Genomic DNA, 20,937 nt, shown 5'->3' on the forward strand with positions numbered 1-20,937 from the left:
ACGGCAGGCTGGAGCCATGTCGATCGCTGCCCCCGCTCCCCGGGTCGCCGTCCAGCTCGCCGACCTCGGGCCCGTCGCCCAGCTCCGCGCGGGACGACTGCCGCGCCGCCTGGTCCAGCTCTACGTCGGCCTGTGGCTCTACGGCGTGAGCCTCGCGCTGATGGTGCTCGGCGACATCGGGCTCGCGCCGTGGGACGTCCTGCACTCCGGCTTCGTGCGCCACGTCCCCATCACGCTCGGCCAAGCGGTGGTGCTGTTCAGCTTCGTGGTCCTCGTGCTGTGGATCCCGCTGCGGGAGAAGCCGGGCCTCGGCACGATCTCCAACGCGCTCGTCGTCGGGGTCGCCGCCGACGTCACGCTGGCGATGTTCGACGCCCCGGCGGACTGGCCGGCCCGGATCGCGCTGACGATCGGCGGCATCGTGCTGTGCGGGCTCGCCACCGCGCTCTACATCGGCGCCCAGCTTGGCCGAGGTCCCCGCGACGGCCTGATGACCGGCCTCGCCCGCCGTACCGGCCTCTCGATCCGGCTGGTCCGCACCGGCATCGAGGTCGCCGTGGTCGCCGTCGGCCTGGTCCTCGGGGGCACGCTCGGCCTCGGCACGGTGGCCTATGCGCTGACGATCGGTCCCATCGCCCAGTGGCTGATGCCGCGGTTCGTCGTGGACCTGCCGGCGGCGCGGGTGGGTGGCATCCCTGATCCGGACCCTGATTTGCTTGCGTGAGTCTGCATGAGGCGAGGGTTCGCTGGATAGGCTCCGGCCATGACCACCGACGGTTCCCAGGCCAGCCCCTCCGCCTCGGCCCCCGAGCCCGCCCCGCTCGCCCCTCCCGAGCCCGTCATCCAGCTGACGGCCCCGGAGGCGGCGGCGCCGGTCGTCGAGACACAGGCGCCGAAGATGGCGCCCCAGGTCGAGGCCGCGATGGTGCCGGAGCTCGACGCGAAGGTCGACAACTTCCTGACCTCGCTGACCGCGACCAAGGCGGGCAGCCCGGAGTTCGCGGCGCAGGCCGAGAACGTCCGGACCATGGGCGACGCGGACATCCGCAAGGCCGCCGAGACGTCCAACCGGATGCTCGAGAAGCCCGTCATGGCGCTCAAGTCCGGCGGCATCGCCCAGGGCTCGACGGTCGGCAAGGCGCTGCTCGAGCTGCGTCGTACGGTCGAGGACCTCGACCCCGGCCAAGCGACCGGGGTGAAGAAGTGGTGGGACAAGCTGCCCTTCAACGACAAGATCGAGGACTACTTCCGCAAGTACCAGTCCTCGCAGAGCCAGCTCAACGGCATCCTGCACTCGCTGCGCAGCGGCCAGGACGAGCTGACCCGCGACAACGTGGCCCTCAACCTGGAGAAGACCAACCTGTGGGCGGTCATGGGCCGCCTCAACCAGTACATCTACGTCGCGGAGAAGCTCGACGCGAAGCTCTCCGCCAAGATCGCCGAGCTCGAGCTCAGCGACCCCGAGACGGCCAAGACCCTGTCGCAGGACGTGCTGTTCTACGTCCGCCAGAAGCACCAGGACCTGCTCACGCAGCTCGCGGTGTCGATCCAGGCCTACCTCGCGATCGACATCATCATCAAGAACAACATCGAGCTCATCAAGGGCGTCGACCGCGCCACCACGACGACCATCTCGGCGCTGCGGACCGCGGTCATCGTCGCCCAGGCGCTCAATAACCAGAAGCTGGTCCTCGACCAGATCACCGCGCTCAACAGCACCACCTCGACGATGATCCAGCGCACCTCGGAGATGCTCAAGGAGAACTCCGCCGCGATCCAGGAGCAGGCCGCGTCGTCGACGATCGGCATCGAGCAACTGCAGGCGGCGTTCGCCAACATCTACGCGACGATGGACTCGATCGACGAGTTCAAGCTCAAGGCGCTCGACAACATGTCCACCACCATCGGCGTCCTCGAGAACGAGGTGCAGAAGTCGAAGGCCTACCTCGACCGGGTCCAGCAGCACGACGCGCGCAACGCCGCCGGCACGCTGGACATCGGCTAGGCCGAGGGACGCAGGGGACAGGACACAAGCCGGGTGGGTCTGAAGTCGTGGTGGCGCAGGTCTCGGGACGCCGCGGAGGAGCCGGCGTACGTCGTGCCGCCGGCCCCGACCGAGCAGGACATCCTCGCTGCCCTCAACCAGGTCAACGCGATGCTGACCGAGGGCAACGCGCCGCCCGTCGTCGTGTCGCGGGTGGTGCGGATCGCCCGCACGATCCACCAGATGCTGCCCCGACTCAGCCAGCTCGGGCTCGGCAGCCAAGAGAGCTACTCGGTCGTCGCGACGGCGACCGACTACCTCCCTGAGGCCGTCAAGTCCTACCTGCGGCTGCCCCGCGACTGGGCCGACACCCGGCCCATCGACGGGCCGAAGACCGCGCTGCTCATCCTCATCGAGCAGCTCGAACTGCTCGCCGCGACGATGGACCAGATCTTCGACGCGCTCAACCGGGCCGACGCGCAGGCCCTGATCGCGCACAGCCGCTTCCTCGACGCCAAGTTCGGCCACTCCTCCTCGGGCGGCCCCGATCTCACCCTAGGAAACCCATGACCCCGTTGGCCGACGCCCTGGACAAGCTGGTCGCCGCCGCCCGGACGGCGGGCCTGGACGAGACGGCCGCCCGCGCCGAGGGCGAGGCCGTCGCCGCCACCGTGTCCGAGCGCTCCCGCGGGGCCTTCGTCGACTGGTGCGCGCAGACCGGACGCGAGCGCTCCGCCGAGGAGCACATGCTCGCCGCCAAGCGCGGCAACCGGTTCCGGGCCGGCCCGACGCCGCTGATGGCCCAGCTGCTGCTGGAGAAGTCCGGCGCCGCCGCCGACTACGCCGGGGCGCTGGCCGACGTCGCGATCGCCGGATCGGCGCTCGGCGAGCCCGGTCCCGATGCCATCGGCGCGGCCACCACGGTCACCACCGCGCAGATGGGCGGCGGCTTCGAGGCGCGGACGCTGGCCGATCTGACGCCGCCGTCCTCCGTGCCCGGGGCCTTCGACCTGCCCTCCCGTCAGCCGGTGCCCGGCCTGGGAGATCAGATGCTCGACCAGGTGCGGCGCGTCGGCGAGCAGGTACGCCGCCAGCTCGGCGCGCTCAACGACGCGAGCCCTTCGGGGGTCGAGGTGCCGGGCGCGCCAGCGCCGGGCCTCGAAGCCTCCCAAGCGCCGATCACCCAGGCGGCGGAGCCGGAGGAGCCCGTCGAGGAGCCGGCCGAGGAGCCCGAGCCCACGAAGACGGTCGAGGAGCTGCTCGCCGAGCTGGACGGGCTGATCGGCCTGGCCAACGTGAAGGGCGAGATCCATCGTCAGGCAGCGGTGCTGCGGGTCGAGGGACTGCGCAAGGAGGCCGGCCTCGAGAGTCCGACGATCACCCGGCACCTCGTCTTCAACGGCAACCCCGGCACGGGCAAGACCACCGTGGCCCGCCTCGTCGCCGGCATCTACCGCGCGCTCGGCCTGCTCAGCAAGGGCCAGTTGGTCGAGGTGGACCGCTCCGAGCTGGTCGCCGGCTATCTCGGCCAGACGGCCGCCAAGACCGCGGAGGTCGTGAAGTCCGCCGAGGGCGGCGTGCTGTTCATCGACGAGGCCTACTCCCTGTCCGGTGACCAGTACGGCAAGGAGGCCATCGACACCCTCGTCAAGGAGATGGAGGACAAGCGCGACGATCTCGTCGTGATCGTCGCCGGATATCCGCTTCCGATGGCCATCTTCATCTCCGAGAACCCCGGTCTGGAGAGCAGGTTCCGCACCACCATCGACTTCGCCGACTACACCGACGACGAGCTGGTCTCGATCTTCGCCTCGATGGTGAAGGGCGCCGACTACGACGCCGGCGAGCCGGTCCTGGCCCGCCTGCGCGAGATCCTCGCCGCCACCGAGCGCGGCCCGTCCTTCGGCAACGCGCGCTTCGTGCGCAACCTGATGGAGGCCGCGATCGGCCACCACGCCTGGCGCCTGCGCGACATCGCCACGCCGACCGTCGAGCAGCTGCGGGCCCTCGAGCCCGAGGATCTCGTCGTCGACCCCGACGACGTGGCACCCGCCCCGGACGGGGAGGTGAGGCCGCCCGCGGACGTCGAGCCCGCCGCGCCGGTCGACCCGTTCGGCGACGACGACACGGTCGCCCGCAAACCGGTCCCCGCCGCGGAGCCGACGACCGCCGACGAGGAGGAGCAGTCGTGAGCCAGACCGCCACACCCCAGGCCGCGCCGCCCCCTCCGGCCACCGCGCCCGCACCCGTGCCGGCCGCGACCGCGCCCGCTACCCCCGGCCAGCCCGGGACGTCGTACGTCGACACCCCCGCGCTGCTCAACCGCTGGCAGCTCATCGGGATGAGCGTCGCCATCGTGTTCGGGATCGTCAGCGCGCTGCTGCAGTTCGCCGGCTGGCAGTCCGACGGGCGCGCGGCCGACGACACCGAGCAGCTGCTGCGGGTCCAGGAGGTCAAGACCTCGCTGCTGCGCGCCGACGCCCTCGCCACGAACGCCTTCCTCAAGGGCGGTCTCGAGGATCCCGCCCAGCGCAAGGAGTACGACGACGCGATCGACGGGGTGCTCGCCGACATCGCGAACGCTGCGGAGGCACAGCCTGCCGACCGCAGGGCGCTGGCCGCTCTCAACGTCGAGATCACCGACTACGCCACCGCCGTCGCGCAGGCCCGCGACAACAACAGGCAGAACTACCCGATCGGTGCGGAGTACCTCAGCGGCGCCAGCGTCGAGCTGCGCGCCGCCGCGCTGCCGATCCTGAACGAGCTGATCAAGGCCAACCAGGACAGGGCCGAGGACGCGATGGCCGGCCAGCACCCGATCTGGCTGTTCCTGCTGGGGCTGCTCGTCCTGGTCGCCTTCGTGTGGCTCAACCGCGAGCTCGCCCGGCACTTCCGGCGGCGCATCAACAAGGGCATCGCCCTCGCGGCGATCATCGTGCTCGCCGTCACCCTCGTCACCGTGATCGGAGCCTGGATCCGGGACAGCTCCAACGACAGCCTGCGCGACGGCGAGTTCGCCACCGCCGTGCACGAGGCCAATGCTCGGACGGCCGGCAACGACGCCAAGGCGTACGAGAGCCTGCGCCTGATCAAGCGCGGCTCGGGCAGCACCTACGAGAGCACGTGGGAGGCCGCCGCGAAGACCGTCGACGAGTCGGGCACCCGCGCCGCCAGCGAGTGGGACGCCTACACCGAGGTCCACCGGCGGATCGTCGAGCTCGACAACGCCGGCGACTGGGAGAGCGCCCGGAAGGAGGCCATCGACGAGAGCGGCGAGGCGTTCCAGCCCTTCGACGACGCCACGCGCGCGGCGGTGGAGACGAACGGCACCGTGGCCACCGATGACCTGCGCAGTGGGCGCTGGTTCGCGCTGCTCCTCAGCGGACTGACCCTCCTCCTCGGAGTCGGCGCCGCGGCGGCGGTCGCGCGAGGTATCGGCGAACGACGGAGGGAGTTCTCATGATCCGCGCCCGACTCCTGGCCGCGACGCTCGCCGCGACAGCGGCGCTGACGGCGGCCTGCGGCTACGACGCGACCCCGCTGCCGAAGGCCGAGCAGTCCACCACCCCGGCCGCCCCGGCTGCCTCCGCGCCGGTCGAGTGCGACAACGCGACCCAGTCCTATGCGCCGAGCAACGACAAGGGCGCCGCGCTCAAGCAGCTCATCAACAAGGACCGGTTGGTGGTCGGGGTGTCCGGTGACACCTACAAGATGGGCTTCACGGACCCCACCGACGGCCAGCTCAAGGGCTTCGACATCGCGTTCGCGCAGGCCATCGGCAAGGCCCTCGACATCCCGGTGGAGCTGCGGGTGATCTCGGCCGCCGACCGGATCCGCATGCTCGACGAGGGCCAGATCGACATGGTGGCGCGCAACATGACGGTCAACTGCGACCGCTGGACCCAGGTCGCGTTCTCGGCCGTCTACTACAACGCCACCCAGAAGGTCCTGGTCGGTCTCGACGACGCGGCGAAGTACGCCGGGCCGGGGAGCCTGGCCGGCAAGCGGGTCTGCGCTCCGAAGGGCACGACCAGCGTCGCCAACATCAAGGAGATCGAGCCCGACGTCGATGCGGTCGAGGCGGCCAACCACACGAGCTGCCTGATCAAGTTCCAGAACAGCGAGGTCGACGCCATCACCGGTGACGACACCGTCCTCGCCGGACTCGCCGCGCAGGACCCCTACACGGCGGTGCCCCAGCAGGAGAAGCTCACCGACGAGCCCTACGGTCTGGCCTTCAACAAGGGCGATGACGCGCTGGTGAAGTTCGCCAACTCGGTGCTCGACCAGATGCGCGCCGACGGCCGGTGGAAGGCGATCTACGACGAGTGGCTCAAGCCGACGCTCAAGGTCGACGCGACCCCGCCTGCGCCCCAATACGGCCGCCAGTGATCCTGGACCACGCCACCATGACCACCGCCATGACCACGGCACCCAGCGCCCCCGGCAAGCTCGGGGACGCGCTGGAGCCGGCGGCGATCCAGGCCTACCTGGGCGAGCTGGACACCTGGCTCCGGGTTCGTCGCTCCGAGCTGGACGAGCTCGACCAGGCGGCGCTGGCCGCGGGCAGGGGAGCCGAGCTGACCAACGACATGTCGCTGGCGCTCGCGCTGTGGAAGGCGATCTCCGACCGCTACCAGCTGGTCTTCACGACCTGGGACGGCGGCCGTGTGCTGCGCCAGGAGAGGGAGCGGATCTCGGCGCTGATCTGGGGTCGCCTGGACGGTGCCACCGAGCTGCCGGGCGGACTCGCGGTGTCGCTGCCCGAGGCCGGGCGGCTCTGTGACGCCCTGACCGGCCAGCTGCGCAACCGGCTGGCGCTGGTGCCCGGCGCCGACGCCCAGGCCGCGCGGATCCGCCAGCTGCGCGCCCAGTTCGAGCGGATCCGCGACCAGGTGGCCCTGGAGCCGGCGATCAGCCGCGACGACGCGATCCACCGGCTGGCCGAGCTGATGTCCCGTCTCGAGGTGATCACCGCCAAGGCCGAGCGCGGCGGCGACGTGGGGGGCATGCTCGGCCCGCTGGAGGTCGAGGCCACCACCTTCGAGCGCGATCTCATCGTCGGCAACGCCCGCCGTCGTGACGCGCGCGACCAGGTCATCTCGGCGCGCGAGCTGCGCGCCGACCTCGAGGCACGCGAGGCCGCGCTGCAGAAGCTCGCCGAGACCTGCGTCGCCACGGTGGACCCCGCACCCCGCTACGCCGTGCCGGACGTCGACGCGCTCGGCCCGGTGCCGGTCACGCCCGACGCCATCGGCCCCTACCTCGAACGGCTCGACCGCGTCTCGCAGGCGCTCGAGATCGCCCAGCACGCCTACTCGGCGGCGCTCGAGGAGCACACCCAGCTGGTGGCCCTGCTCGACGCGTACGTCGCCAAGGCCCGCGCGTCCGGCGTCGCGGAACTGCCCGACCTCGCCGCGAGCGAGCAGTCGGCCCGCGGCCTCCTCGAGCGGCGCCCGACCCCGATGGCGGTCGCGAAGCAGCTCGTCACGACCTACCAGACCTGGCTAGCGAAGGAGACGCGATGAATCAGCCCGCGAGCACAGGCGCCTGCACCCAACCCGGCTGCACGGGCAGCATCGTCGACGGCTACTGCGACGTGTGCGGCATGCCCGGGGTCTCGGCAGGCTCGGCCACCCCGTCCCCGGCGGTCGCATCGCCCATCGGAGACTCCGGCACGGTCAAGGCCCCGATCGCGGCGGCGGTCGCGGGCAACCCGGCCAGCGTCGCCGCCTCGACCTGCCAACAGCCCGGCTGCACCGGCACGATCCTCGACGGCTACTGCGACGTCTGCGGCAGTCCGGCCGTGCCGGGCGCTCGGGTCGCCGAGGCCGCCGCGATCGCCGAGACCCAGCCCCTGTCGGGGCGCGAGGGGACCTCCGCGACCGCGGCCAGCCGCGTCCAGTCCGCCGCGATCGGCTCCAAGCGGGCCGGCGCGAGCGGCACGACCTCGACCCGACGCACGCGGACCGGGTCACAGCGGATGCGGTCCGCCCGGATCGGCGCCGGCCTGACCGTCGTACCTCCTGCGCCGCCGGTCGACGCCGCCAAGGCGATCATGGCCAACCCGCAGGTCCCCGAGGACAAGCGCAGCTGCTCCAAGTGCGGCAACCCCGTGGGCCGCAGCATCGACGGCCAGCCCGGGCGCAGCGAGGGCTTCTGCCCCAACTGCGGCCAGCAGTTCTCGTTCACCCCGAAGCTGCAGCAGGGCGACCTCGTCGCCGGCCAGTACGAGGTCGCGGGCGCCCTCGCCCACGGCGGCCTCGGCTGGATCTACCTCGCCCGCGACCGCAACGTCTCCAACCGGTGGGTCGTGCTCAAGGGCCTGCTCAACTCCGGCGACCCCGACGCGCTCGCCGCGGCCATCGCCGAGCAGCAGTTCCTCGCGCAGGTGGAGCACCCGCTCATCGTCGAGATCTACAACTTCGTGACCCACGAGGGCGCCGGCTACATCGTCATGGAGTACGTCGGCGGCAAGTCGCTCAAGCAGATCCTCAAGCAGCGGATGACCGCCAACAACGGGGTCTACGACCCGCTGCCGGTCGACCAGGCGCTGGCCTACATCCTCGAGCTGCTGCCCGCCTTCCAGTACCTCCACGACCTCGGCCTCGTCTACTGCGACTTCAAGCCCGACAACATGATCCAGGTCGGCGACGCGATGAAGCTCATCGACCTCGGCGGCGTACGACGCGTCGACGACGAGGAGTCCGCGATCTACGGCACGGTGGGCTACCAGGCCCCCGAGGTCGCCTTTTTTTCGGGCGCACCCTCGTGGTGCTGTGCATGGAGTTCCGCGGCTACCAGGGCACCTACCTGCACAGCCTGCCGCCGGTCGACGCCACGCCGCTGTTCCAGCAGTACGACTCGCTCTACCAGCTGATCGCGAAGTGCTGCGCGCCCGACCCGGCCGACCGGTTCGCCTCCGTCGACGAGATGCGCACCCAGGTCCTCGGCGTACTGCGCGAGGTGGTCGCCCGCACCCGTCAGGGCACCGCCACCACCTCCGCCGCGTCCGTGCTCTTCGAGTCGCCCGCGACCGCGCGTCCGATCACCGAGTGGAGCCAGCTGCCGGACCTGCGCACCGACACCACCGACGCGCAGTACGGCTGGTTGAGCACCATCGCCGACGAGGAGCCCCGGCAGCGGCTCAAGGACCTCGAGTCCGCACCCGAGGACACCGCCGAGGTGTGGCTGGCCCGGGCCCGCTCCGCGCTCGACCTGGGCGACGCCGTCCTGGCCAGGAGCCACGCCCAGCGGCTGCTGGCCGACGACCCGTGGGAGTGGCGCGCGCTGTGGATCGAGGGCCTGGCCGCCGTCCAGGCGGGGGACTGGGAGACCGCCAAGGCGTCCTTCAACGCCGTCTACCAGCAGGTGCCCGGTGAGCTGGCTCCGAAGCTGGCGCTCGCCTTCGCCTGCGAGCGCGGCGGCCTGCCGGAGGTGGCGGAGGGGCTCTACCAGGTGTGCGCGTCCACCGACGCCGCCTACGTCCCGCCGGCCGCGTTCGGCATGGCCCGGGTGCGCGCGGCGCGCCACGACGTCCCGGGCGCCGTGGCCGCCCTCGACCTGGTGCCGACCACCAGTCGCGGCTACACCGAGAGCCGCCAGCAGCGTGCCGAGGTGCTGCTCTCGGGCGGCGTCCAGGACATCACCGTGCTCGACCAGGCGATGCGGACCATCGACGCCTCCAGCGTCGACCAGCAGACCCGGCAGCGGTTCACGGTGCGGATCCTCAGCGAGGCGCTGCCGGTCGTGTCGAGCGGGAAGGTCCCCGCCGGCGCCCGGATCGGCGCCGTCGAGGCGACCGAGGCCGGCGTGCGGGACGGGATCGAGAACGCGCTGCGCATGCTCGCCCGCGACGCCGTCGACCTCAAGGAGCGCGTCACGCTGGTCAACCAGGCCAACGCCGTCCGGAACTGGAGCCTCACGTGAACTGTCCGTCCTGCCAGGCCGCGCTCGCGCCCGGCGCCCGCTTCTGCGAGAACTGCGGCGCGCAGCTCGGCGCCGCGGTCGCCGTACCGACGCCGGTGGCGGCGGCGTCCGGTGGCGACCCGCTCGGGGACGCCCCGATCAGCGCTCCCACCCGCAAGCCCGCCGCCGCGCTGCCCGACCCGCCGGCTCCCGGCCGCCGGCCCTGCGCCGAGTGCGGGGGAGAGGTCGGTCCCGACCTCTACTGCGTCGAGTGCGGCACGAAGGCCCCCAGCGAGCGCGACCACTTCCAGGAGCAGCCCGCGCCCTGGGTCGCCGGGGTCTGCGACAAGGCGATCGGCAAGGCCCGCAACGAGGACGCCATGGCGCTGCTCGCCGGCGCCCAGCCCGGTGGCCGGCCCGGCTCGCGCGCGGTGCTGATCGTGATGGACGGAGTGTCCAACTCCATCGACTCCGACGTCGCCTCGCTCGCCGGCGCCCGCGCCGCGCGCGAGGTGCTGCGGATGCCCCTGCCCGCGGGCATGGGTACGCCGGACAGCCGCGACGCCGCGGTGCGCAAGGTCCTGGGCGACGCGGCCGCGGCTGCCAACACGGCCATCGTGGCCGTCACCGACCCGGACTCGACCAACCCCGCGTCGGCGACCTTCACGGCCGCCGTCCTGGAGGGCCGGCGCATCACCTGGGCCAACATCGGCGACTCCCGCTCCTACTGGCTGCCCGATGCCGGGACCCCTGTCCAGCTGAGCGTCGACGACTCCGTCGCCCAGGCGCAGATGGCCGCCGGCGTGGCCCGTGAGGTCGCCGAGACCGGACCCCAGGCGCATGCCATCACGAAGTGGCTGGGGCGCGACTCCGAGGACCAGACCCCGACCGTCGGGTCGCTCGAGGTGCAGGAGAGCGGGTGGCTGCTCGCCTGCTCGGACGGGCTGTGGAACTACGCCTCCGAGCCCGAGGCGCTGGCCGCCCAGGTCCGCGCCGCCGCCACCGACGACCCGCTCGCCCTCGCCCTCGCGCTCGTCGCCTTCGCGAACGGCGCCGGCGGGCACGACAACATCACCGCCGCCCTGGCCCGGGTCGACCTCGCCGTCGATCCCGCGGCACTCGGGCACAATGACCACACGCCGACCCCCGGAGGAGAGCCGACCGATGGCTGAGTTCAGCGCCGCCGTCTACCAGAACGAGTTCCTGCCCGACGGCGGGACCGACGTCAACGCGATCGTCACGATCACCTGCAAGGGCGCCGGCACCGCCGGCCAGTCCGGGGCGGGCAGCGCCGGCGAGATCATCATCGTCGACACGTCCGGCTCCATGGGCCCGGCGACGATGGCCGCGGCCAAGGAGGGCGCCCAGGCCGCGCTCGCCGAGATCGTCGACGGCACCTACTTCGCCATCATCGCCGGCGCCGACCGGGCGATGCTCGCCTACCCGCAGGTGTCGAGCGGCCCCGGCATGGTGCAGATGGACGCTCGCACGCGGCAGGAGGCGTCCGCCGCGATCGACCGCTTCGTCGGCAGCGGAGGCACGGCGATCAGCACGTGGCTCGACCTCGCCGGTCAGCTCTTCTCGTCGGTCAGCGCGGTCACCCAGCGCCACGTGCTGCTGCTCACCGACGGCGAGAACCGGGAGCGGCCGGGCCGCCTCGACGACGCGATCAACCGCGCCACCGGCTACTTCCAGGCCGACTGCCGCGGCGCCGGCACCGACTGGCAGGTCGCGGAGATCCGGCGGATCGCGCAGGCCCTGCTCGGCACCGTCGACATCATCCCCAGCCCCGCGGAGATGAAGGCGCAGTTCCAGGAGATCATGCGCAACGCCATGGCGCGCGGCGTGGCCGACGCGTCCCTGCGGGTGTGGACGCCGCAGGGTGCCGAGGTGCTCTTCGTGCGTCAGGTCTCGCCGACCGTCGAGGACCTCACCCAGCGTCGTACCCCCGTCAACCCGCTGACCGGCGACTACCCGACCGGCGCGTGGTCCGACGAGTCGCGCGACTACCACGTCGCCGTCCGGGTCCCGGCCAAGGCGATCGGCCAGGAGCAGCTCGCCGCCCGCGTCCAGCTCGCCCTCGGCTCCGACGTCGTCGCACAGGGCCTGGTGAAGGCGACCTGGTCCAACAACTCCGAGCTCACCACCCGCATCGACCAGCAGGTCGCCCACTACACCGGCCAGGCCGAGCTCGCCCAGGCGATCCAGGAGGGTCTGGCCGCCAAGGCCGCCGGCGACGAGGCGACCGCGACCACCAAGCTCGGCCGGGCGGTCCAGCTTGCCGCGGCCACCGGCAACGACGAGGCGACGTCCAAGCTGCGCAAGGTCGTCGACGTCGACAACGAGGAGGCCGGCACCGTCCGGCTCAAGCGCACGGTCGAGAAGGCCGACGAGATGGCTCTCGACACCGCCTCCACGAAGACCACGCGGATCCGCAAGGAGCCGACCTCATGAGCACCTGCCCCTCGGGGCACGACTCGGCCTCCGACGACTACTGCGACGTCTGCGGGCTGCCGATCCCGGCGGGCGGGGGTACGCCTGCCCCGGACGCCGTGGAGGCTCCGCCACCGCCGCCGCAGGACGCCCCTCCGGCGGCGCCGTCGACGGCCGAGTGTCCCAACTGCCAGGCGACCAACCCGCCCAACGCGTTGTTCTGCGAGGCCTGCGGCTACGACTTCACCACAGGCTCGATACCGCGGCCGATCACGCCCTCGGTGCTCGACCTCGGCGTCCCCGCCGGGAGTGACGACCCCGGCACCGCGGAGGCCGCCAAGCCCACGACCGGGGCTCCGGCGGGGCCGGCGGGCGGCTCGATCGCACCCCCGCTGACCGACGCCTGGGTGGCGGAGGTCTGGATCGACCCGGACTGGTACGCCGACCAGGAGTCGACCGACCCGCTGCCCTCGGCGGGAGTCCCGACCGTCGTACTCCTCAAGACGACCTCGATCCTCGTCGGCCGGACCTCCCGCAGCCGCGGCATCCACCCCGACATCGACCTCGGCTCCGACAACGGCATCAGCCGCCGCCACTGCCAGCTCACCACCGACGGCACCCGCTGGTGGGTCGAGGACCTCGGCTCGTCCAACGGCACCTACCTCGGCACCGCGGTCGGCTCGTTGCCGAAGACCCCGCTCCCGGCCGGGGAGAAGCGGGAGATCGCGCCCGACGCGCGGGTCTACCTCGGTGCCTGGACCCGGATCGTGATCCGGCGGGCGCAGCCGGGAGAGGTCTGAGCGTCGAGGGGTGACAGTTTCACCGGCCGGCCGGTGAAGCTCCCTCAGCGACGCGTCGCGATCAGCGCCGACGCGTCCGGGGCGACCATCACCTCGACGGTGGTGAACCGCTCGTCGGTGAGCCATTCCTCGCGCAGCGTGTCGACGCGGCCACCCGTGATCGGCGGCCACATCTCGCACGGCACGAAGTCGTCGAGGACGACGATGCCGCCGGGCTCGACGAGGTCCGCGATCTTGTCGACACCGACCGCCGACCGGTCGCCGGAGTCGAGGAACAGCAGCGCGAACGGGCCCTTGTCGAGCAGCGTCGACCAGTCCGCCTCGAGGACGTCGACCAGCGGGTCGTCGTCGAAGATCTCGATGGCGGCCGCGGCCAGCTTGGGGTCGAGCTCCGCGGTGAGGATGCGGGCCTTGTCGTTGCGTACGCCGGAGCGCAACCACGCCGTACCGACACCGCAGCCCGTGCCGAACTCTGCCATCGTGCCCTCGCGGGTCGCGGCCAGGGCGGCGAGCAGGCGTCCGGTCTCGTTGCGGCAGAAGGAGACGTACCCCGCCCGGCGAGACACGTCGAACGCGCGGTGGACCACGTCGGGCAGCTCGGGGGGCGCGCTCATGCCTCGAGTCTCACCCCTGCGATCAAGGCGCGGGACGGCGATCTCGGATCGTGGTCCGGGCCGGGTCGCCCGCATCGTGGACGAACCCGAGACAAGCCGGCGAGACCTGCCCTACTGTCGTCCCATCATGCGGAGCGCTCTTCTCGTAATCGTGCGCCGCGGCGAGGCCTGAGAGAGGCCACCTCGCCGCGGTGATTGCGGCGTTCCCCGAAACCCCGCGTCGGGCTTCTCGATCCAGTTGAAGTCCCGGCACGTCTCCGCAGGCACACCGCGGCGGGCCCACCGATCGGCACACGCGCGATCCGCAGCCCCGTCGCAGTCGAGCTCCCGTGCGATCCACGAGCTGACGCCCACCCGCCGCGGTGGGAGCGGCCGGGACTGACCAGCACCCGTCAGACCCCCGCCCCTCCCCACCGTTCCCGAAGGACGCCAGCCATGTTCAGCACCGCCACTCCGTCGACCACCTACCGCGACTCCCGCGAGTGGGGGCCCGCCAAGCACGACCCGGAGCACCCCTTCCACCTCGCCCAGCTCGACACCGTCGTCGCCGCGACTGACCTGCGAGACGGTGACGACGAGCTTCCCGACGACAACTAGGTTTCCTCCCATGACCGACTCCTCCGCTGCAGCCCCCGTCACCACCGGACAGGTCGCCCTGGGCGTCATCCCCGGCGACGGGATCGGGCCCGAGGTGACCGCCGAGGCCCTCAAGGTCCTCGAGGTCGCGGCGCCGGCCGATCTGAAGTTCGCGCAGACCTCCTACGACCTCGGTGCCGAGCGCTACCTGCGCACCGGCGAGGTGCTGCCCGACAGCGTGCTCGAGGAGATCCGCAACCAGGACGCCCTGCTGCTCGGCGCGGTCGGCGGCAAGCCCAACGACCCGAACCTGCCGCCCGGCATCCTCGAGCGCGGCCTGCTGCTCAAGCTGCGCTTCGAGCTCGACCACTACGTCAACCTGCGCCCCTCGCGCATCTACCCGGGCTCGGTCTCGCCGCTGTCCGACGAGGTGCTCGCCAAGGGCGAGGTCGACTTCGTCGTCGTCCGCGAGGGCACCGAGGGCCCCTACACCGGCAACGGCGGCGCCCTGCGCGTCGGTACGCCGGCCGAGGTCGCCACCGAGGTCTCGGTCAACACGGCGTACGGCGTCGAGCGGGTCGTCCGCGACGCCTTCGAGCGGGCCCGCAGGCGCCCCCGCAAGAAGCTCACGCTGGTCCACAAGACCAACGTGCTCGTGCACGCGGGCCAGGTCTGGTGGCGGCTCTTCCAGCAGGTGGCCGAGGAGTACCCCGACGTCACCACCGACTACAGCCACATCGACGCGGTGATGATCTACCTGACGACCGACCCGCAGCGCTTCGACGTCATCGTCACCGACAACCTGTTCGGCGACATCGTGACCGACCTCGCCGCCGCGATCAGCGGAGGCATCGGCCTCGCCGCCTCCGGCAACGTCAACCCCGACCGCACGGCGCCCTCGATGTTCGAGCCCGTGCACGGCTCGGCCCCCGACATCGCCGGCCAGCTCATCGCCGACCCCACCGCCGCGATCCTCTCCGGCGCGCTGCTCCTCGACCACCTCGGCCACCCCGAGGCGGCTGCCAGGATCGAGGCCGCGGTGCTCGCCGACCTCGAGGCGCGCGAGCCCGGCCAGCAGCGTCGTACCCCCGAGGTGGGCGACGCGATCGCCGCCCGAGTACTCGGCTGATCCGCGCCTACGATCCGTCGGTGGCGCGGGTCACACCGCCAACTCGTACCCGCGCCCCGAGAGGACTAGATTCATGACCATGCAGATCACCACCACGCTCTCTGCGAGCCCCACCGACGACGCCCGGCTGGCAGAGATCCTGTCCAACCCGGGCTTCGGCACGCATTTCTCCGACCACATGTTCACCGTCGAGTGGACCCCCGAGAAGGGCTGGTACGACGCGCGCATCACGCCGTACGGCCCGATCACCCTCGACCCGGCGGCCGCCGTCCTGCACTACGCGCAGGAGACCTTCGAGGGCATGAAGGCCTACCGCCACGACGACGACTCGCTGTGGCTGTTCCGGCCCGAGGCCAACGCGGAGCGGATGAAGCGCTCCAGCCACCGCCTCGCGCTGCCCGTGCTCGAGGTCCCCGACTTCATCCAGGCCGTCGAGGAGCTCGTCAAGGTCGACGCCCGCTTCGTCCCCGGCAACCCCGACGGCGGCGAGAAGAGCCTCTACCTGCGCCCGTTCATGTTCGCCTCGGAGAAGTTCCTGGGCGTGCGCCCGGCCCAGCACGTCACCTTCATGGTGATCGCGAGCCCGGCGGGCGCCTACTTCAAGGGCGGCGTCAAGCCGGTCACCCTGTGGCTGACCGAGGAGTACACCCGCGCGGGCCGCGGCGGCATGGGCGCGGCCAAGACCGGCGGCAACTACGCCAGCTCGCTCGTCGCCCAGCAGGAGGCCTATGCCGAGGGCTGCGACCAGGTGGTCTTCCTCGACGCCCAGGAGGGGAAGTACGTCGAGGAGCTCGGCGGGATGAACATGTACTTCGTCTTCGACGACGGCTCCATCGTCACCCCCGAGACCGGCACCATCCTGGAGGGCATCACCCGCGCCTCGATCATCGAGCTCGCCGGCAAGATGGGCCACCAGGTCACCGAGCGGAGGTTCGGCATCGACGAGTGGCGCGAGGGCGTCGCCAGCGGCCGGATCACCGAGATCTTCGCCTGCGGCACCGCTGCGGTGGTCACCCCGGTCGGCTCGCTGAAGTACGCCGGCGGCCAGACGCCGGCACCCGCCAGCCAGGACCTCACCATGCGGATCCGCGACGCCCTCGTCGGCGTCCAGCTCGGCCGCGCCGAGGACACCTTCGGCTGGATGCGCCGCATCGACTGACCGAGTCGGGTGGGTGAGGGTGACCTGGAGGTCACTCTCACCCACCCAGCCCGTCCAGGAAGAGGCTGATCGCGGCCGCGACAGCAGCGGCATGGGTGACCGCGAGGCCGTGGTCGGCGCCCGGGACCACGACATCGGCGGCACCGGGGAACCACCCGAGCACCCGCTTCCGGACGGCGGCCCACCACGGGCCGCTCGCGTCGCCGCCGACGTGCAGAACGGGGCAGGCGACCCGCGTCGCCTCGGCGTCCCCGAATGTCCAGTCGCAGAGGGCCGGCAGATCGCGGTCGAAGAAGGTGGCCGCGTCACGCAGCATCTGCTCGCGGGCGTCGGGAACGTCTCGCTCGAGCGCGGCCCACCACGCCGGCGGCGCCTGCATCGCGACGAAGGCCTCGAGCGCCGCCGCGACCCCCTGCTCCCGGCGAAGGTCGACCAGTTCGGCCACGACCGCCAGGAACGCGGCGCGGTGGACGGTCACGCTCGGCGGCGGCTCGAGGAGCACCAGGCTCGCCACCCGGTCCGAGTGGGCCACCGCGAGGTCGAGCGCGATCGCCGCGGAGTAGGAGTAGCCCAGCACGTGGGCCCGCTCGAGGCCGAGGTCGTCGAGCAGCTCCACGCAGTCGCAGCTTTCGGCGGCGATCGAGGGCTGGTCGTGCGGGGACGCGCTGCCGGCGTACCCGCGCCGGTGCAGGACCAGTCGCCGGTAGTCCGCGAGGTCGGGCGACAGCGCGAGCGGGAGCAGCTCGTCGGCGGTCAGCCCGGTCTGGATCATCAACAGCGGGACGCCGTCGCCGAGGTCGTGGACCTCCAGCGCGGGAGCCATGATCCATGGTGGCACGTGATACTGGCGTGATGGCACACCCGATCATGTTCAGCGACGACGACCCGGGCCTCGCCGAGCTGCGGGCGATCTGTCTGGCGCTCCCGGGCGCGGAGGAGCGGGTCAGCCACGGTCGGCCGACCTTCCGCGCGGGCAGGATCTTCGCCGCCTTCGGTGGCAGCGAGAAGATCCGGCCGGGAGAGCACCGGATGGTGCCGAGCGCGTTCATCTTCACCCCCGACGCCGTCGACCTGCCGGCGATCGACGAGGACCCTCGCTTCTTCGTGCCCGCCTACTACGGCCCGTACGGCGGCCGCGCCATCGATCTCGCCGGTCCCGGCGTGGACTGGGCCGAGATCGCCGAGCTGGCGGACGCGTCGTACCGACGGGTCGCTCCGAAGCGCCTCGTCGAGGAGCTCGACGCGCGCGGGTAATCTCGGCTCGTGACGACCCGTCCCGAGAGCAGCCGCGCGCCCGTGCAGGTGGGGCCCTATCGGCTGCTCACCCTGCTCGGCGAGGGCGGCATGGGCATCGTGCACCTCGCGCAGGGCCCCGACGGCCAACGGGTCGCGCTCAAGGTGCTGCGCCCACAGGTGGTCGGCGACCAGGAGGCGCGCAACCGGCTGGCCCGCGAGGTCGGCTCGCTGACCCGGGTGCGCAGCCCGTGGGTCGCCGAGATGCTCGACGCCGACCCCTGGGCCGAGGTGCCCTACGTCGTCACCCGCTACGTCCCGGGCTTCTCGCTGCACGAGCACGTCGCCGCCGAAGGCCCGGTCGCCGGCCGCGACCTGCTCTGGCTGGCGGGCTGTCTCGCGGAGGGCCTGGCGGCGGTCCACGCCGCCGGCGTCCTGCACCGCGACGTCAAGCCCGGCAACGTGCTCATGGAGGGCCGCACCCCGATCCTCATCGACTTCGGCCTGGCCCGGGTCGCCGACGACATCCGGCTCACCCAGACCGGTTGGCTCCTCGGGACGCCGGGCTACCTCGCCCCCGAGATCCTGTACGGCGACGACGCGACCCCGGCGGCCGACGTCCACGCCTGGGCGGCCACGGTCGCGTACGCCGCAAGTGGGCGGGCGCCGTACGGTCGCGGGCCTGCGATGGCGGTCATGGACCGCACGCGACGCGGCCAGCACGACCTGACCGGGATCGAGAGTCCGCTCGCCGAGGTGCTCGCGGCGGCCCTGGACCCCGACCCCCTCGAGCGGCCGCTGCTCGAGGAGCTCCTCGCCTGGCTGCGCCCGCAGAGCACCCGCCCCGAGCTGCCGCCGACCCCGCCGCCCGGCGCGCTGTTCGCGCCAGGCCCGGTGCCGGACGCCTTCACGCTGCCGCTGGCGGTCGCGGCCCAGGCCGAGGCGCCGGTCGACCGCGGCCCGGCGACGCCGCGGACCGTCCCCGAGCCGTCGGCGCCCGGGACCCAGGTGCTCCCGACCACGGCCGGCCCCACGGCTCCCGCGTCGCCGCCGATCCCGCCGGTCCCGCCGGTCCCGCCGGGCCCCGCGATGGCGCGGATGGAGGAGCAGTTCGACCAGGCGTGGGATCTCGAGCAGGCGTTCGTCACGCAGCCGAGGGCGCCGCTGGGCGAGCGGCTCAGGCGCTGGGTCGCCGTCGGCCTCGGCGCGCTCGTCCTCGGCGCGGGGACGGCCGCCGCGCCGTGGGTCGCGGGCGTGGTCGTCGTGCTCGCGGTGTGGCTGCTGCGCGCCGGATCGCTCGCGGCGTCGGCGGTCGCGAGCCGTCGTACCGTCCGCGGTGCGAAGTGGTACGACGGCCTCCGCCTGCTCACCACGAGTCCCTGGCACCTCCTCCGCGCCGTCACCGGCACGGTCGTGCTCGTGACGTGGAGCGCCGGACTGGGCGCAGCGGCCGGGCTGCTGGGCTATGCGCTCGCGCTCGACCTGCCGAGCACGCTCCTGGCCTGCGGCGTCACGCTCGGCGTCGCGCTGTGGTCGGGGCCGGGAAGCAGCCGGTTCCGGTCACCGCTCTCGCGGGTCCTCGACCCGCTCTCACGCCGGCCGGTCCCGTGGCTGCTGACCTGCGCGGCGCTGCTGGCGCTCGCCGGCGGCCTCGGCGCCCTGGTCGCCGGCAACGGCGTCGACTGGCTGCCGTGGTCGAGCGGTCCGTTTGGACTCTGACCCGTCACCCGGCGCAGCCGTGGCACACTGGCCTCGTGCGCACCGTCACCACCATCATTAGTTAGCGCGTCCGACGCCCGTCGGACGCGCCAGCCTCTCGTTGTCGGGAGGCTTTTGTTTTGCCCGGACCCACCAGCGAGAGACCCATGACCCAGCAGCGCGACGCCTCCTTGGACCTCCACGGCTCCTTCCACGTCTACGACACCACCCTGCGCGACGGCATGCAGCAGGAGGGGCTCAACCCGACGGTGGCCGACAAGCTGGCCATCGCGCGCCACCTGGACGGCCTCGGCGTCGGCTTCATCGAGGGCGGCTGGCCGGGCGCCAATCCCAAGGACACCGAGTTCTTCCGCCGGGCGGCCCTCGAGCTCGACCTGAAGCACGCCCGTCTCGCGGCCTTCGGGTCCACCCGCCGCGCCGGCCTCCTCGCCGCCGACGACCCGCAGGTCGCCGCACTGCGCGACAGCGGCGCCGGCGTGGTCACCCTGGTCGCCAAGTCCCACGTCGGCCACGTCGAGAAGGCGCTGCGGACCACGCCCGAGGAGAACCTCGCGATGGTCCGCGACACCGTCAGCCACCTGCGCGCCGAGGGCCAGCAGGTCTTCCTCGACGCCGAGCACTTCTTCGACGGCTACCGGCTCGACCGCTCCTACGCGCTCGAGGTGCTCCGGACGGCGTACGACGCCGGCGCCGAGGTGATCGCGCTGTGCGACACCAACGGCGGCATGCTGCCCGGCTGGGTGTCCGATGTCGTCCACGACGTCATCGAGAACGCCCAGGTCCGCGTCGGCATCCACTGCCACAACGACACCGGCTGTGCGGTCGCGAACACCCTCGCCGCGGTCGAGGCCGGCGCCACGCACGTGCAGGGTTGCATCAACGGCTACGGCGAGCGCACCGGCAACGCCGACCTCGTCAACGTCGTCGCCAATCTCGAGCTCAAGCTGGACCGGCAGGTGCTGCCCCCCGGGCTGCTCACCGAGGCGACCCGGATCGCGCACGCCGTCGCGGAGGTCACCAACGTGCCGCCCGCCTCCCGACAGCCGTACGTCGGCGCCTCGGCGTTCGCGCACAAGGCGGGCCTGCACGCGAGCGCGATCAAGATCGACCCCGACCTCTACCAGCACATGGACCCGGCCGGCGTCGGCAACGACATGCGCCTGCTGGTCTCCGACATGGCCGGCCGGGCGACCATCGAGCTCAAGGGCAAGGAGCTGGGCTTCGACCTCTCCGGCAACCCCGAGCTCGTCACCCGCGTCACCGCCCGGGTCAAGGAGCTGGAGTCGCGCGGCTACACCTTCGAGGCGGCCGACGCCTCGTTCGAGCTGCTCCTCGCCGAGGAGGTCGACGGCGAGCGGCCGTCGTACTTCGAGATCGAGAGC

Annotated in this window: 20 protein-coding genes; 18 read left to right on the plus strand and 2 right to left on the minus strand. The window is 72.3% G+C overall.

Going from position 1 to position 20,937, the window contains the following annotated elements; all coding sequences use genetic code 11:
• The first annotated feature begins 16 nt into the window (after positions 1–16).
• Genes yczE through FHP29_RS07400 form a run of 12 tightly spaced genes read left to right on the plus strand, consistent with a single transcriptional unit; the run spans position 17 to position 13,125 of the window.
• On the plus strand, positions 17–724 hold the full coding sequence (yczE, locus tag FHP29_RS07350; protein ID WP_139622207.1) for a membrane protein YczE: 708 nt from the start codon (positions 17–19) through the stop codon (positions 722–724).
• A gap of 39 nt (positions 725–763) precedes the next feature.
• On the plus strand, positions 764–2,005 hold the full coding sequence (locus tag FHP29_RS07355; protein WP_139622208.1) for a toxic anion resistance protein: 1,242 nt from the start codon (positions 764–766) through the stop codon (positions 2,003–2,005).
• Between the two features lie 33 nt (positions 2,006–2,038).
• Entirely contained in the window at positions 2,039–2,554 is a 516-nt protein-coding gene (locus FHP29_RS07360; protein WP_139622209.1) for a hypothetical protein, read from the plus strand.
• Positions 2,551–4,176 (plus strand): AAA family ATPase, encoded by a 1,626-nt coding sequence (locus tag FHP29_RS07365; protein WP_139622210.1) that lies wholly within the window; start codon positions 2,551–2,553, stop codon positions 4,174–4,176. The genes FHP29_RS07360 and FHP29_RS07365 overlap by 4 nt, the downstream gene beginning before the upstream one ends.
• Positions 4,173–5,447: a hypothetical protein gene (locus FHP29_RS07370; protein WP_139622211.1), complete on the plus strand. Its 1,275-nt coding sequence runs from the start codon at positions 4,173–4,175 to the stop codon at positions 5,445–5,447. The genes FHP29_RS07365 and FHP29_RS07370 overlap by 4 nt, the downstream gene beginning before the upstream one ends.
• Positions 5,444–6,376: a glutamate ABC transporter substrate-binding protein gene (locus FHP29_RS07375; RefSeq protein ID WP_139622212.1), complete on the plus strand. Its 933-nt coding sequence runs from the start codon at positions 5,444–5,446 to the stop codon at positions 6,374–6,376. Before FHP29_RS07370 ends, FHP29_RS07375 begins: the two co-directional genes overlap by 4 nt.
• A gap of 29 nt (positions 6,377–6,405) precedes the next feature.
• Positions 6,406–7,512 carry a hypothetical protein gene (locus FHP29_RS07380; protein WP_139622213.1) on the plus strand — a complete coding sequence of 369 codons (1,107 nt, stop codon included), beginning with the start codon at positions 6,406–6,408 and terminating at the stop codon, positions 7,510–7,512.
• Positions 7,509–8,864: a protein kinase domain-containing protein gene (locus FHP29_RS22575; RefSeq protein WP_240044371.1), complete on the plus strand. Its 1,356-nt coding sequence runs from the start codon at positions 7,509–7,511 to the stop codon at positions 8,862–8,864. The genes FHP29_RS07380 and FHP29_RS22575 overlap by 4 nt, the downstream gene beginning before the upstream one ends.
• Positions 8,768–9,913 (plus strand): tetratricopeptide repeat protein, encoded by a 1,146-nt coding sequence (locus tag FHP29_RS22580; RefSeq protein WP_240044372.1) that lies wholly within the window; start codon positions 8,768–8,770, stop codon positions 9,911–9,913. Before FHP29_RS22575 ends, FHP29_RS22580 begins: the two co-directional genes overlap by 97 nt.
• Positions 9,910–11,064 carry a double zinc ribbon domain-containing protein gene (locus FHP29_RS07390; RefSeq protein ID WP_139622214.1) on the plus strand — a complete coding sequence of 385 codons (1,155 nt, stop codon included), beginning with the start codon at positions 9,910–9,912 and terminating at the stop codon, positions 11,062–11,064. Before FHP29_RS22580 ends, FHP29_RS07390 begins: the two co-directional genes overlap by 4 nt.
• Positions 11,057–12,346 (plus strand): vWA domain-containing protein, encoded by a 1,290-nt coding sequence (locus tag FHP29_RS07395; RefSeq protein ID WP_139622215.1) that lies wholly within the window; start codon positions 11,057–11,059, stop codon positions 12,344–12,346. The genes FHP29_RS07390 and FHP29_RS07395 overlap by 8 nt, the downstream gene beginning before the upstream one ends.
• Positions 12,343–13,125, plus strand: a complete 783-nt coding sequence (locus FHP29_RS07400) for an FHA domain-containing protein (RefSeq protein WP_139622216.1) — start codon at positions 12,343–12,345, stop codon at positions 13,123–13,125. The genes FHP29_RS07395 and FHP29_RS07400 overlap by 4 nt, the downstream gene beginning before the upstream one ends.
• 44 nt (positions 13,126–13,169) lie before the next feature.
• Here the strand turns inward: FHP29_RS07400 and FHP29_RS07405 are convergent, their stop codons facing one another.
• Positions 13,170–13,739 carry an O-methyltransferase gene (locus FHP29_RS07405; RefSeq protein WP_139622217.1) on the minus strand — a complete coding sequence of 190 codons (570 nt, stop codon included), beginning with the start codon at positions 13,737–13,739 and terminating at the stop codon, positions 13,170–13,172.
• Positions 13,740–14,174: 435 nt separating this feature from the next.
• Here FHP29_RS07405 and FHP29_RS21625 point away from each other — a divergent pair, with 435 nt between their 5' ends.
• From FHP29_RS21625 to FHP29_RS07415, 3 genes are all read left to right on the plus strand, one after another.
• A complete protein-coding gene (locus tag FHP29_RS21625; protein ID WP_158296507.1) occupies positions 14,175–14,336 on the plus strand; it encodes a hypothetical protein in 162 nt (53 codons plus the stop codon).
• Between the two features lie 10 nt (positions 14,337–14,346).
• Positions 14,347–15,444 carry a 3-isopropylmalate dehydrogenase gene (locus tag FHP29_RS07410; RefSeq protein ID WP_139622218.1) on the plus strand — a complete coding sequence of 366 codons (1,098 nt, stop codon included), beginning with the start codon at positions 14,347–14,349 and terminating at the stop codon, positions 15,442–15,444.
• A gap of 79 nt (positions 15,445–15,523) precedes the next feature.
• The gene (locus FHP29_RS07415) at positions 15,524–16,603 is read left to right on the plus strand and encodes a branched-chain amino acid aminotransferase (RefSeq protein WP_205013937.1); all 1,080 of its coding nucleotides are present in this window, start codon (positions 15,524–15,526) and stop codon (positions 16,601–16,603) included.
• 37 nt (positions 16,604–16,640) lie between these two features.
• On the opposite strand, the gene FHP29_RS07420 is transcribed toward FHP29_RS07415, so the two are convergent.
• On the minus strand, positions 16,641–17,426 hold the full coding sequence (locus tag FHP29_RS07420; protein WP_139622220.1) for an alpha/beta fold hydrolase: 786 nt from the start codon (positions 17,424–17,426) through the stop codon (positions 16,641–16,643).
• Positions 17,427–17,455: 29 nt separating this feature from the next.
• On the opposite strand from FHP29_RS07420, the gene FHP29_RS07425 reads away from it, so the two are divergent.
• The 3 genes from FHP29_RS07425 to cimA all read left to right on the plus strand — a co-directional run.
• Complete coding sequence (locus tag FHP29_RS07425; protein ID WP_139622221.1) at positions 17,456–17,857, plus strand: MmcQ/YjbR family DNA-binding protein; 402 nt, start codon at positions 17,456–17,458, stop codon at positions 17,855–17,857.
• A 9-nt stretch (positions 17,858–17,866) separates the two neighbouring features.
• A complete protein-coding gene (locus FHP29_RS07430; protein WP_139622222.1) occupies positions 17,867–19,555 on the plus strand; it encodes a protein kinase domain-containing protein in 1,689 nt (562 codons plus the stop codon).
• Positions 19,556–19,701: 146 nt separating this feature from the next.
• The coding region (gene cimA, locus FHP29_RS07435; RefSeq protein ID WP_240044373.1) for a citramalate synthase at positions 19,702–20,937 on the plus strand (1,236 nt) is incomplete at its 3' end.

The sequence above is a fragment of the Nocardioides albidus genome (assembly GCF_006335005.1).
GTDB classification, from domain to species: domain Bacteria; phylum Actinomycetota; class Actinomycetes; order Propionibacteriales; family Nocardioidaceae; genus Nocardioides; species Nocardioides albidus.